This is a genomic window from Shewanella sp. 0m-8 (assembly GCF_052977265.1).
The window spans coordinates 29,541-42,628 of record NZ_JBRIMB010000041.1 but is presented as its reverse complement, the minus strand read 5'-3'; the positions used below and the strand labels follow the sequence as shown (position 1 = coordinate 42,628).

At 42.8% G+C, this 13,088-nt stretch carries 7 protein-coding genes and 2 pseudogenes; 4 read left to right on the top strand and 5 right to left on the bottom strand.

Annotated elements, in window-relative coordinates; translation table 11 throughout:
- Positions 1-77: 77 nt before the first annotated feature.
- The 5 genes and pseudogenes from ACVBIO_RS16615 to ACVBIO_RS16595 all read right to left on the bottom strand — a co-directional run.
- A pseudogene (locus tag ACVBIO_RS16615) lies at positions 78-881 on the bottom strand (HflX GTPase family protein); the annotation flags it as partial.
- A gap of 856 nt (positions 882-1,737) precedes the next feature.
- Positions 1,738-2,631: a fructokinase gene (mak, locus tag ACVBIO_RS16610; protein ID WP_447173038.1), complete on the bottom strand. Its 894-nt coding sequence runs from the start codon at positions 2,629-2,631 to the stop codon at positions 1,738-1,740.
- Between the two features lie 598 nt (positions 2,632-3,229).
- Positions 3,230-3,520 (bottom strand): glycoside hydrolase family 16 protein, encoded by a 291-nt coding sequence (locus ACVBIO_RS16605; protein ID WP_447173037.1) that lies wholly within the window; start codon positions 3,518-3,520, stop codon positions 3,230-3,232.
- Between the two features lie 294 nt (positions 3,521-3,814).
- A complete protein-coding gene (locus ACVBIO_RS16600; RefSeq protein WP_447173036.1) occupies positions 3,815-6,385 on the bottom strand; it encodes a glycoside hydrolase family 3 protein in 2,571 nt (856 codons plus the stop codon).
- A gap of 61 nt (positions 6,386-6,446) precedes the next feature.
- Positions 6,447-7,748: a sugar MFS transporter gene (locus tag ACVBIO_RS16595; RefSeq protein ID WP_447173035.1), complete on the bottom strand. Its 1,302-nt coding sequence runs from the start codon at positions 7,746-7,748 to the stop codon at positions 6,447-6,449.
- Between the two features lie 438 nt (positions 7,749-8,186).
- On the opposite strand from ACVBIO_RS16595, the gene ACVBIO_RS16590 reads away from it, so the two are divergent.
- The 4 genes and pseudogenes from ACVBIO_RS16590 (at position 8,187) to ACVBIO_RS16575 (ending at position 12,975) form a co-directional block, all read left to right on the top strand.
- Positions 8,187-9,518 carry a GH1 family beta-glucosidase gene (locus tag ACVBIO_RS16590; protein ID WP_447173039.1) on the top strand — a complete coding sequence of 444 codons (1,332 nt, stop codon included), beginning with the start codon at positions 8,187-8,189 and terminating at the stop codon, positions 9,516-9,518.
- Between the two features lie 118 nt (positions 9,519-9,636).
- Entirely contained in the window at positions 9,637-10,965 is a 1,329-nt protein-coding gene (locus ACVBIO_RS16585) for a glycoside-pentoside-hexuronide (GPH):cation symporter (protein ID WP_447173034.1), read from the top strand.
- Between the two features lie 40 nt (positions 10,966-11,005).
- Positions 11,006-12,007, top strand: coding sequence for a LacI family DNA-binding transcriptional regulator (locus ACVBIO_RS16580; protein ID WP_447173033.1), 1,002 nt, complete (start codon positions 11,006-11,008; stop codon positions 12,005-12,007).
- 115 nt (positions 12,008-12,122) lie between these two features.
- Positions 12,123-12,975 (top strand): annotated as a pseudogene (locus ACVBIO_RS16575) (IS5 family transposase).
- Positions 12,976-13,088: the final 113 nt, after the last annotated feature.

The window sequence follows — 13,088 nt, the reverse complement described above, 5'->3', positions numbered from 1 at the left end:
TATTATTGAGTTTGAAGACAGACTTGTGAAACATATTAACTAAAACTGCAGTTACACAGAATCTGTTACACCCTCGATAAGGCCCGTACAGTGGTATCTAAAGTCGCAAATAACTTATCTTCGACTAATACTTCAGAAGCTGTTAACCCACGCATTAGCGACGATTTACCTGCATTTGTATAACCAACTAACGCAACACAAGGCATTTCGAAGCGACTACTTCGTTGCTCTTGCATCACTTCTTGAACTTTCTTTAGCTCACGCCTTAGTTCGGCCTGCTTATCGCGAATTTTACGACGTTCAATAGCAAAAAGGCTCTCGGCCACACCTCGACCACTTTGGCGTTCTCGATCTCCCCCATGATGACTGCGTAGTCTTGGGGTTAAATAATTTAACCGTGCCAGTTCAACCTGTAATCGAGCCGTACGAGTATTAGCATGACGACTAAAAATTTCAATGATAATGCCGGTTCGATCATACACTTCTACTCCCAAAACGTTCTCAACATTACGTAATTGCATTGGGCTAAGTTCACAATCAAACACTACGACATTAGCATGCTGCTGGGTGTTAGATGACGTTAAAAATTCGTTTAATCCTTGTTCATCAATGTTCGCCAAAGAATCAATTTGTTCAACGCTATCAAGCTCTCCCGTCATTCTCGCCAACTCTTCGAGTTTACCCTCACCTAATACCGACAAACGCTTAGTAGAGTTCTGCTTTTGAGTTTGCGTTGCGAAAACGGTAAAACCAAGAGTACTAACTAATCGTCCTAACTCCTCCAACGATCTATCAATATCCTCTATTTTTGTATTAGGAGTGCGAATTGAAATTAATAATGCACGAGTATCAGCTTGTTCCATGGTCGTAGACATAGTCATCCATCTAGTTAAGAAGGTAGAGTTCACAGCTCAGGATCCTACGCTTTTGTCACGCAAAGTTATATGAAAGAAATCTAAGCTATCAACTTAATACAAAGCCAAAGTCACCATATTTGGGAGGAGCTATTATACTGGACAGCCCAGAAACCATTGATATTCATTTGCCTAGCCGGCTGTTTGTGCATAAGAACCGAGGAAAATAAGTTTAAGTAACGCAGGTTACTAGGTATGAATTCGGTTCGTCTAAACTAAATGCTATGGAGTTCATATGTAATTTCTCAGCCAGCTACAGTTACGGTTAAAAATATTATCTATCTAATTCAGGCACCTGTATCTAAAGGTTTTGATAATTAGTTATCTGCAAGACTAAAAATTGGTGAAAATGTTTGACAATCTAATGTTTAATATTGCCCTGTAGATTATCTCCCGATTTTACTTTCTCTAATAATGGATGCTATCCAAGCGCTTGGGCGGGATGGTACGCATAATCCAAACATAAAAGCACAAATGAATAAGATTCCATGCTTAGGTAAAAAAGGGGTAAGCGCTGGGAAAACAATTCGAATTTTGGGGGAGTGATAAAAAGTCAGGCAAGCTTAGTGTTTAATTAGGTTGGGGCTTGATTCTGAGAGGGCTGGATCAACAGCCCAATCTTTCGACTGGCTTTATTTTTAAGGTTCCAGTTTGGCAAACCACACCTAATCTTTTATACATAGCCTTAGGGTGAACCATGTTAGAACTAAATGACGACTCAACAAAAGCACTTGTATTCATATTAATCACGTATCTAAAACAGACTCACACTATAAAATCTTAGCTCATATTAAATTCATGGTTAAATAGCATTTAGCCGGCATCAATTCCATAACCATGCTGCGCCACGAACACCTGATGAAGCCCCAAAATGATTTCTTACAACAGGCGTACTACATTCACCTCCAAGCACATACTTTGGCAAGATGCGTGGAAGCAACGGATAAATAGCTTCAATATTTGACACTCCTCCCCCCAAGACAATGATATCTGGATCAAGAATATTAATCACATGAGCCAATGAACGAGCGAGTCTATCGATATATCGCTCAAACGCCTCTTTAGCGAGTTTTTCCCCACTCTCCATTCGCTGAGCAATCTCAATACCGCTTGGCGCATCACCGCCAGCTTGCTTGTAGTCGCGCACAAAGCCAGTACCTGAAATAAAAGTCTCAATACAATCTTTATTCCCACAAAAACATTCAGTTGAATTGAACTCACCAGCCGTCATCCAAGGTAGAGGATTATGTCCCCACTCACCACCAATACCGTTACTACCTCCGTGCACTTTACCATTTAGCGCAAGGCCTGCACCGCAGCCAGTACCGATAATTACACCAAACACAACCCCTTTGTTTGCAGCGGCGCCGTCGACCGCTTCAGATACAGCAAAACAGTTAGCGTCATTGGCTACTCTAACCTCTCGGTTGAGTCGTTTACCTAGATCAATATCCAGAGAATGACCATTAATCCAAGTTGCATTCGCATTCTTAACTAGACCAGAGTAGGGAGAAACAACACCTGGGATCCCGACGCCAACAGTGCCTTTATCATCAAGCAAAGACTCAGCTTCGCTGACTAAAGATTCTATTGTATCTAACGTCGCCATATATTCCCGAGGAGTAGGTACACGTTTACGAAAAAGTTCTTCACCTTCGTTACTTAATGCAACTAACTCTATTTTTGTTCCACCAAGATCGATGCCAATCCGCAACATTTAAGCTTCTCCTATAATCCTACTGATTATTTATCTAGTTATATTATTGAGGCACCAAGCTTATACAAGATACCAATTATACCTTCTTGCTCACTCTAAATAAGGTGCGTAAGCAACAAAGAATGGATTCAAAATATCTGACTTTTGATTGTATTCAAGTGCCTTATCTCTGACTTATTGCAGGATTTTCCCTCCTGCACTTTCTAACACAGCCTGCGCTGCTGCAGTATCCCATTCACTGCAGAGTCCCCGTATTGGGAATATTCGCTTCATCTTCCGCCAACAAACAGAACTTAAATGAATTACCAAACACTCTTCATTTCATGTTATCCAAGTGCCTCTAGGTAGCTCTGTAAGCTAGGGCTAATATGAGACGGCTACCTAAAAGCCTAGGTACAGATTTATTTCTAACAGATGCGTAAACCACACCTGCATCCGTTTGCATTTGATAAATATTTTGCGTAGCGTAATATTTACCTGACATGTATTAGCGGCTCTCTCCTTGTCCCCATTCAATAGCTGAAACATGAAATCTTTCTGCTGGATTTTCATTAACAGCTAAATGGTAAGACAAGCCAGAATAAACATTTTCAGGCCATTATTTACCATAATGCAACGTACCGTGAATTCGGGTTTCAAGCAGCTTTGCTTCGTCCTGTTTTTGACTAGCGGAATATTCATCAGAAACAGTGCCAAGGTTGACTGCTTCGACGATATCAATCTCACCAGAGCTGGCCCACTCGCCATAAACCCAGTCGGTTGGCAGCATCCAAGCAGCTCCCCACGTTCCCTGACCTTTTGGAAACTTGGCTCTAATTTCAAAGCGACCATAGCGCCAATCTCCTTTCCCGAGCGTACGTAACCCGGCAGAGGTGTAATCTTTAGTCACTGATTTATCGTCAGCGTGATAATTTGGATGTTCATTTTATCAGCCGCTCCACTGTATGGATCTTTTATCGCAACAATGTGCAACGAACCACCTGCCACATAGCTATTACTGGCATTCGCGGTACAAAACTGAGCCTCATAGTTTCCACCACAATTGCACACGAATCGGCTGTGGACTACTTAGCCGTCCATAGCCTTTGTTAGTTCGCAATAATTGCAAAGTTAATCATCTCAATATTTAAAAATGTAGATAGGAGCCACCCTCTATATAAGAAAATGGCTTATCTTTATCAAATCACTGGCAGTCAATACTTGCTTGCTGATTATCAACTCGCGGCAACAGGGCTACATCAGCAATACTCAGCGTTAATTTCCCCTGCGTTGACAGTGAGAATGGTGAATTGACCCTCGAAAAGTCGACTCCAGTGTCGCTAAAGCATTTCAAATCAATACTAACGGTTTGCCAACTGTTCTTTGGTTTTTCAGCAAGTAAAGAGCTGACATTTAACGGCTTACCACATTGGATATCACAACCCATAGAGATATAGACGTCATCACTAAGCTCACTATCGAGTTTTACCGCAAAAGACAGCGCTGAGTTAGATTCAATTGCGGCTCTTAGATCTCTTGGGAAGTTACTCGTAAACCGAACAAAGCCTGCGCCTTTACCATTAAACTCTATTCGCCTTGCATCTTCCTGCACCACTTTATCAACTGTACGCAAAGAGACTGTTTCGCCCTGCAGCACACTGCTGGTAACTGATAACTGCTCATTATCACTGCCAATCGACATCACCCAAGGTGCTTGTACAGAGCGAGTGAAAATGGCAACGCTTTGTGACTCGTCATTACTCAGCTCTGCGACTTCCCCCAACAATTCCAGTTCGGTTTCATCGCCGTAGCTCAAACCAAAGCCGTAAGGAAATAGCGGCTGATAGTCGTCATCAAAACGATTAACTACCGTTTGTGTTGGACTGTTTGGCCATGAAAAAGACAGCTTGCCTGTCATATCAAATTGCAGTTGATTATCAACGTCAGTAAATATCACGTCAGCAACAGCCTTACCCTCACTACCAGGCAACCAAGCGGCGACAAAAGCATTTGACGCATTTAACTCAGCGTTAACCCACATCGGTCTACCACTAATAAACACCGCAATAACTGGAACACCTTGCGCTTTCAACTTTTGCAATAAGGCTAAATCACGTTTATTACCACGTTGATACTCCAAGTTATCAATATCGCCATTGCCTTCAGCATAGGGTTCTTCACCAAAAACGACGATTGCCACATCAGGTTTAACCGCATAATCCCCTGAAACATTAAGAATGGTTTTTCCGCCAGCGCTTTCTACTTGAGCTTTAATCCCATCATAGATTGAACTGCCACCAGGAAAATCAGCATTGGTGTTATTAGTGCCTTGCCAAGTAATCGACCAACCACCAGATTGCTTACCGATATTATCGGCAGCATCACCAGCAACAAGTACAGTTTGCTTAGGTGATAATGGTAAGATGTTGTCGTTATTTTTCAGTAGAACCAAAGACTCTCGAACTGCTTGCTTTGCCACTTCTCGGTGCTCTTTAGCACCAATAAGTTCTGTTTTACCTGATAGTGTTCGCTTTGCAGGACTTGGTTTATCAAACAGACCCGCACGCATTTTGACTCTAAGTATACGCGTTACCGCATCATCCACTCTCGCCATTGGGATCTCGCCGCTTTCGACTTGGGCGACGGTATTTTCAAAAAGCGGTTTCCATGCAGCCGTTGGCACCATATAAACATCAAGTCCTGCATTAATGGTTTGTGGGCAATTATCATTACTGCAACCGGGGATTTGACCATGACCATTCCAATCACCTACCACAAAACCGTCAAAACCCATCTGGTCTTTGAGCACATCTGTTAGAAGATATTTGTTACCGTGATTTTTAAGCCCATTCCAACTATTAAAAGATGCCATTACAGTTTGTGCACCAACAGAGAGTCCACTGACATAACCTTGGGCATGAAGATCAAATAACTCTTGCTCCGTGGCGATATTATCGCCTTGGTCGATACCATCAACTGTGCCGCCATCTCCCACAAAATGCTTTACCGTTGAGATAACCCTTTCATCGCCAAGAAAGTCTTCATCTGCCGCGCCTTGCAACCCTCTTACAATAGAGGCGGCATAAGCCCCAACAATTTCAGGATCTTCAGAGTAGCCCTCGTAAGTGCGCCCCCATCTGTCATCACGAACCACTGCAACCGTTGGTGCAAAGACCCAATCGATACCCGTAACCATTACCTCTTTAGCTGTGATAGCCGCAATCTGTTCAATGAGTTCTGGGTTGTTAGTCGCTCCAAGGCCGATATTGTGCGGGAACAGCGTTGCCCCTATCACATTGTTATGGCCGTGCACGGCGTCGGTGCCCCACATTGTTGGAATTGAAGAACCATCAATGGAATCATCGATGGAAGCTTGGTACATAGCCTCAGCCAATGCTATCCAATCACTTGGCGTGGCATGCTTATCATCGTTAGGAAAAGCGCCGCCGCCATTAAGGTAAGAACCAAATCCATAAGTGCGCATATCCTCAACGGTAATATCACGGATCTCAGGCTGGATCATCTGCGCCACTTTTTGCTTCAAAGTCATCTCACTGACCATTGTCGCAATCTTTTGCTCCATCTCCGCATTTGGCTGTACTTCTAACTGTAATTTAGGCCATACCACTGAGGCATCACGTTTCTCAACGGGCTCAGCCTCTTTTAACGAACAAGCCGTTACACTTGATAAAAGCAACGCAGATACGAATAAACTACATTGCGATTTTTTTAGTATCGCGGTATCTAAACGCAGATTAAATTTATTGTTAGTCATTATCTAATTCCCTTTAAGTGGCATGCATCGAGGGTTAACCCGCTTAAGAATAAACTTGCCATTACACGTGCTCCTTGCATGAAGCCTGCTCTACTTGGCTTCCTTTAAGACCATAGAACAAAATATAGCCATAGCACAGTACTGGTAGGAAAAAAGCCAACTGAATACCAAGGGCATCAGCCAGCACACCTTGCAGCAACGGCACAATAGCGCCACCTACAATGGCCAGACACAACCAACCAGACCCCTGTGAAGTGTGCGGTCCTAAATTTTGCAGCGCTAAACTAAAAATTGTTGGGAACATAATAGAGTTAAACAGACCAACTGCCAGTATGGCGTACATAGCGGTTGCACCAGAGCTAACAACAGCCACACACACTAACAGTGCCGCCATGGTTGCGTTAAAGCCCAATACTTTTCCAGCAGGGATCTTCTGCATCACTGCTGAGCCAATAAAGCGCCCTATCATCGCGCCACCCCAATAATAGGTAATGTATTTCGCCGCTTCAGCCTCCTCAAGACTCGCAATATTTGATTCACCTAAAAAGCTAACCAAGAAACTACCAATTGATACTTCAGCGCCAACATAAACAAAAATAGCTAATGCACCTAGTGCAAGATGGCGATGGCCAATGGCATTGGTTTTTCCTAAATACTCAACGGCCTTACCATCAGAGCGCACCTCTCCATGACCTTCAATAACCGGTAGCTTAAGCTTTGAGAAAATCACCGCAAGTGTGGCTAGCATCCCCGATAACAAAAGGTATGGCAGCTTAACCTGCTCCGCCTCAGCTTGAGCATGGCTCAGTTCACTGCCAGCTCCTGATGCCACAGATAGAATAAGCACTGCGCCAAAGTAAGGCGCGACTGTAGTGCCTAGCGCGTTAAATGCTTGAGTTAAGTTAAGGCGACTAGAGGCCGTCTCTGCGCTACCTAACGCATTAACATAAGGATTCGCCGCCACTTGTAAAATAGTAATTCCCGAAGCTAAAACGAATAGTGCGCCTAGAAACAATCCGTAAACCGCCTGATCCGCAGCAGGATAAAACAATGCACAACCAAAACTTGCAATCACAAGACCTGTAACAATACCTCGTTGATAACCTATTTTTTTCACTAAGTGACCAGCAGGCATAGAGACTAAGAAGTAGGCACCAAAAAAGCAGAACTGGATCAGCATTGCTTCAGTGTAATTTAGCGAAAAAACAGCTTTTAAATGAGGAATTAGAATGTCATTTAAACAAGTAATAAATCCCCACATGAAAAACAACGACGTTAGCGATACCAGCGCGAATGTGTGCTTTTCAGCGTCTCTCGCCCCATTCAAGCTACTGTTATCTGACATTATTGGCGAACTAGCCATATACACCCCTTATTAGTCTTATTATGCGTGTAGCCAGTATCGCTACAATATCGGTTATTTAAGCAGGGTCGCCGTTTATACAAGCTAATCTGCCTCTCTACTGTCTAGCGGTAACATCTCGGTAAACATGTTAAATAAATGTGTTGACCTTTTTTCTGTTACGCTCTAATCTCAATGTAAGCGCTTTCATTTATAACACAAACACAACGAAGATCAACCGTTCTGTTAACATTTTATGTAAGCGCTTTCATTGCTACGGTGTTTGTTGATATTGCAATTTTCTTCGCCTGAAATCTTGCTGCTTATCGGCCAATAGTGAATAACAAGTAATGATTTATTAGGCTCAATCATGTTATTTGACTCCAAAATGCTTCAGGTTAATGACCTTAATGATTGCGCTGTATTTTTTGTCACTATTAGGAAATGACTAATATCGCCATGAAGATTTCTCTGCCTTTCAATTCAAAAATGCAAAAGCGTGACTTTTTGTTTGGAGTCGCCACCGCCTCATTTCAGATTGAAGGCGGTATTGATTCACGCCTTCCCTGTATTTGGGATACTTTTTGCAATACGCCTAATAAAATTCGAGATAATTCCGACGGTGCAACAGCCTGTGACCACTACAACTTGTGGCAGCAAGATGTTGATCTAATAGAGTCTTTGAACGTAGATGCTTACCGTCTATCTATCTCGTGGCCACGTGTTATCACTGCAGAAGGTGCACTTAACCAACAGGGCGTTGATTTCTACATCGGTGTGTTAGATAGATTAATTGAAAAAGGTATTAAGCCTTTTGTGACGCTTTATCATTGGGACTTACCGCAACACCTTGAAGATAATGGTGGCTGGCTAAACCGAGATACGGCCTATAAACTTCGAGATTACGCCGATCTAATATCAACAGCATTTGGCGACCGAGTTCATTCATACGCCACACTGAACGAACCTTTTTGTAGCGCCTATTTGGGTTATGAAGCGGGCATTCATGCGCCAGGTTTAAAGAGTCGCTCATTCGGAAAAAAAGCGGCGCATCACTTACTGCTTGCTCATGGTTTAGCGATGCAAGTGCTGCAAAAAAACAGCCCTAATGCACTTAATGGTATAGTGCTTAACTTCACGCCATGCTACCCACAATCAAACTCGCTGCAAGATCTTAATGCCAGCAACATTGCCGATGCCCATTTTAATCAATGGTATATAAAGCCGCTTTTTGACAAATGTTACCCAAGCATTATTGACACTTTACCTACTGAAGAGTTACCGCAAATAGAGCCTGGTGACATGGAGATCATTGCCCAACCATTAGACTTTATGGGCGTTAATTTCTATACCCGCGCAGTTTATAAAGCTTGTGTTGTAAACCAGTTTGAGCAAGTCACTGTGCCTGATGTGCCCCATACCGATATTGGCTGGGAGATCTACCCTAAAGCCCTATCAGGGCTGCTCGTGTCATTAAACAGTCTGTATCCCCTGCCACCACTTTACATCACCGAAAATGGTGCAGCTATGGATGACAAGCTCCAAGCGGGCAACGTTGCAGATGAAGATCGCACTCATTATTACCATCAGCACTTAAATGCAGTAAACGACGCCATTGAAGCTGGCGTCGATATCAGAGGTTATTTTGCCTGGAGCTTGATGGACAACTTTGAATGGGCAGAAGGCTACTTAAAACGCTTTGGTATCGTCTACGTTGATTACCGGACTCAACAACGAACGCTGAAAAACAGTGCTAAAGCTTATCGAGATTTTATCAGTCTCCGGGCATAACAAGCTTTAAAATCAGACTCAAAAAGATTACATTCTTTAACTTCTCTGCTGCAATTTATTTACCAGTAGAGAAGTTAGTTAAGCAAATACCCAAAAAAATAAAAATAATGAGGCTACAATGCTTAAAGTAAAAGAGAAAATTGCCTATGGTTTAGGCGATACAGCAAGTAACATCATTTTTCAAACCGTGATGATGTTTCTACTCATTTTCTATACCGATGTCGTCGGTTTATCACCCGCAGCAGTGGGTACACTATTTTTAGTTGTGCGTGTTTTTGATGCCATTACGGATCCGCTTATGGGCTCTCTCGCTGATAGAACCCGCACTCGCTGGGGCCAGTTTCGCCCCTACCTACTTTGGCTTGCCATTCCATTCGGGCTTATTAGTGTATTAGCATTTACTACCCCTGATCTCAGTGACAGCAATAAGCTCATTTATGCTTTTGTGACTTATACGCTACTGATGATGGTTTATACCGCCATCAACATTCCTTACTGCGCCTTAGGTGGAGTACTTACAGCAAATCCCTCCGAGCGAGTATCCGTCCAGTCTTATCGATTTGTATTCGCCATGCTCGGTGGCGTAGTTGTCGCTTCTTGTACCCTGCCATTAGTCGAATGGTTCGGTAGCGGTGACTCAGCTAAAGGCTACCAACTAACCATGACCGCCATGAGCCTTTTTGGCGTTGTGCTGTTTCTACTGTGTTTTTTAGGGACTAAAGAGCGGATCAGTGCACCTAAGGCACAAAAAGCTAACTTTTGGGTGGAGATTAAACATCTGTGGCAGAATGACCAAGCCAGAATTTTATGTATTACAGGGATATTTCTGCTGACCGGTCAAGTGCTTAAATTCACCCTCGCCGTTTATTACGTTAAATACTTCTTGTTAAGAGAAGATCTCATTACCGCCTTTATGACCACGGGGATGGTCGGCAGTATGCTCGGTTGTGCATTGGCGCAAGTACTTGCAAAGAAAATGTGTAAGATAAAGGCTTATATCGGATTACAAATTATTGCAGCTATTATCTGTATTCTGAGCTATTTTATTGCCGCCGATCAGATAATAATGGCCTTTATCGCATTCTTCTTGTGGAAGTTCTTCCTTGATATGGCCACCCCTTTACTGTGGGCAAAAATGGCTGATGCCATCGACTATGGGCAATGGAAAACAGGAGTACGCATTACCGGCATGGTTTATTCAACCATCATATTTTTCATTAAGCTCGGCGTAGCGCTTGGCGGCGCACTGGCTGGCTGGGCATTAGCTTATTATGGTTACCAAGCAGATGTAGAGCAGACAGAAGCAACAAAATCGGGGATCTTGCTATCATTCACTCTTTATCCGGCGATCGGCAGTTTACTTGTTGCAGTCGTGATGAAGTGGTATATCTTGGATGACAAGAAAGTTGAGAAAATTCAAAGTGAACTTAATGCAGCAAACACGTAAAGTAAGTAAATGATGTCGATAGGTGTTTAATAGGGAATATATGGCAACGATTTACGATGTATCAGTACTAGCTGGTGTGTCACTCGCAACAGTATCAAGAGTGTTGAATAAAAACGCTAAGGTCAGTGAAAAGACACTCAATAAAGTACAAAATGCGATGGAGCAATTAGGCTATAGACCTAATGCGATTGCACAATCTCTTGCCTCTAATCGCTCAAATAGTGTCGGTATTTTGGTCTCTGAGTTACACGGACCTTTCTATGGTTCCATGCTTAGCGGTATTGAAGCAGAGCTTCGTGGTTCACAAAAGCATGCCATCATTGCCGCTGGACATAGCGAAGAGGAAGCTGAAAAAGAGGGGATTGAGTTTCTTATCAGTCGCCGATGTGACGCATTAATATTACATGTTGAAGCGGTATCGGATGAATACCTCGTTGACCTGGTTAACAATGAGTTGCCCATTGTACTGATCAACCGGTTTATTCTGGAAATAGCTGATAACTGTATTAGCCTCAATAATGAGCTAGGCGGATACCTTGCAGCAAAAGCAATACTCGAGCAAGGACACAAAGAGGTCGCTTATATTTCAGGGCCGAATTGGAAAATGGACGCTAGTGACCGCCTAAAAGGCCATAAAAAAGCCTTAAAAGAATTCAATCTCACATACAACCCAAAGTTAACCTATGAAGGGGATTACAAAGAAGTGGGTGGTAGGAATGGCTTAGAGCAGCTGCTTAACAGTAAGCAGCCTTTTACTGCCGTTGTATGTGCAAATGATGAAATGGCTTCTGGTGCCATGACTTTTGCTCGTGAACATCAAATATCAATACCGAAAGATCTATCGGTAATAGGCTTCGATAACATCATTTTAGCGCAGTATATTTACCCGAAGCTAACCACAATTGATTACCCTATCAACCAGATGGGTCAAATGGCTGCGAGATGGATTATTAAAAATACTTTTAAGCAAGCCGATCTTGAAGTTATAAATGTGTTTGAACCTAAACTCATAATGAGGCACTCAATCGGCTTTATTGACTAAATCTAAGGAACCATTTGGCCGTTCTGTGATCAGATCTTGTCAGTACCAAAACGAGACAGGCTTCATGGGCAAATCCAAGCGTAAAATAATTAACTGGAATCAGTACAACTAAGCAATAATCAAATGAGATTTGGTCACTTTTTGGTTGGATTAATAGCCATCAATGCTTGGCGCTACAAAACCTTCACTGTGGTCGTCGTAAAGGTTTTCAATTCAGTGATACAGCGATCAAAACAGCTCAAATGCTCAAAGGCGTATTTAAGTTGTCACTGCGGGCAACTGAAGGCTTCATAAATTATCCGTTTTGACGGATGGATGTACCATTAGCTGCACCGGATTACACTTGTATAAGCAAACGGGAAAAGACTGTTGAAGTTAAGTATCGTAAGCCCTGTCGAGGTCCCGTTACGCATCTTGTCGTGGATTCAACGGGGTTAAAAGTTTACGGTGAAGGAGAATGGAAAACGCGCAAGCACGTAAGGAGCGGCGACGCACACGGCGTAAGTTGCACCTTGCGATTAACGCTGATACACACAATGTTGTATCAGCCTCGTTAATATCGCTGATTACGAAGTATTATCTACAATGTTCAACCCATTTAGCAGGAAGATCAACCAAGTCTCAGCTGGTAGTGCATACAACACAAAAGAGTATCACAAATGGCTGAGACCCAAAGGTGTAAAACTAACTATTCCGCCACGTTAAAATGCAGGTATTGGGAAAATAAGCACCTGTACAATGAAGCTGTTGAAGCATTCAAATCAGGCACGGTAGAGCAATGGGAAGATGACTATGATTACCGTCAGCGCTCGCTATCGGAGACAGTGAGGTATCATCATAAACAACTCATCTGCCCCAAGTTAAGCATACGTGATTAAAACGCATAAATCGGTTGAGCTTTGGGTAGTGTAAAAGCAATGAACAAAGTAATAGGGCTAAGTATGCCTGTTCGACAGACAACGGTATAAACACTGAAAACCTTGGTATTGCGACATCTCAAACCAGTATTTATGCAACAGAGCCTATAAGTACTATACAAGAAAAAAGCCATTATTCACTCTATTCTCACTGAACTAGCGCG

Bases quoted from the DNA above. Each gene is read 5' to 3' on its own strand.
- mak (WP_447173038.1), bottom strand. From the start codon at position 2,631: ATGTTGCGGATTGGCATCGATCTTGGTGGAACAAAAATAGAGTTAGTT.
- ACVBIO_RS16600 (WP_447173036.1), bottom strand. From the start codon at position 6,385: ATGACTAACAATAAATTTAATCTGCGTTTAGATACCGCGATACTAAAA.
- ACVBIO_RS16595 (WP_447173035.1), bottom strand. From the start codon at position 7,748: ATGGCTAGTTCGCCAATAATGTCAGATAACAGTAGCTTGAATGGGGCG.
- ACVBIO_RS16590 (WP_447173039.1), top strand. From the start codon at position 8,187: ATGAAGATTTCTCTGCCTTTCAATTCAAAAATGCAAAAGCGTGACTTT.
- ACVBIO_RS16585 (WP_447173034.1), top strand. From the start codon at position 9,637: ATGCTTAAAGTAAAAGAGAAAATTGCCTATGGTTTAGGCGATACAGCA.
- ACVBIO_RS16580 (WP_447173033.1), top strand. From the start codon at position 11,006: ATGGCAACGATTTACGATGTATCAGTACTAGCTGGTGTGTCACTCGCA.